General features: G+C 73.1%; 1 protein-coding gene. It reads right to left on the reverse strand.

Features of this window, described 5'->3' with window-relative positions:
* Positions 1-268 (reverse strand): hypothetical protein (locus VR45_RS04940; RefSeq protein WP_045938440.1); only part of this gene is annotated, 268 nt, incomplete at both ends.

A 268-nucleotide genomic window follows, 5' to 3' on the forward strand; every position in this document is an offset into this window, starting at 1 on the left:
CCGGCGGTGCTGGAAGGCGTAGGTGGGGAGGTCGGTGAGGTTGCCCGTTCCGATCCAGGGTGTCCAGTCGACGTCCACGCCGACGGCGAACACCTCCGCCGCGTTCCGCAGCAGCTGCGCCGGCTCGTGCTCCTGGCGGCGCAGCGTGCCGACCGCCGTCACCCCGGCGATCCGGTGGTGGCCGGCGTTCTGGGCCACCGCACCGAGCAGGACGGGGTGGGGGCTGGTTTCGACGAAGACGCGGTGGCCGGTGGTGAGGAGGGTGGTG

The sequence above is a fragment of the Streptomyces sp. NRRL S-495 genome (assembly GCF_000966955.1).
In the GTDB taxonomy this organism is placed as follows: Bacteria; Actinomycetota; Actinomycetes; order Streptomycetales; family Streptomycetaceae; genus Kitasatospora; species Kitasatospora purpeofusca.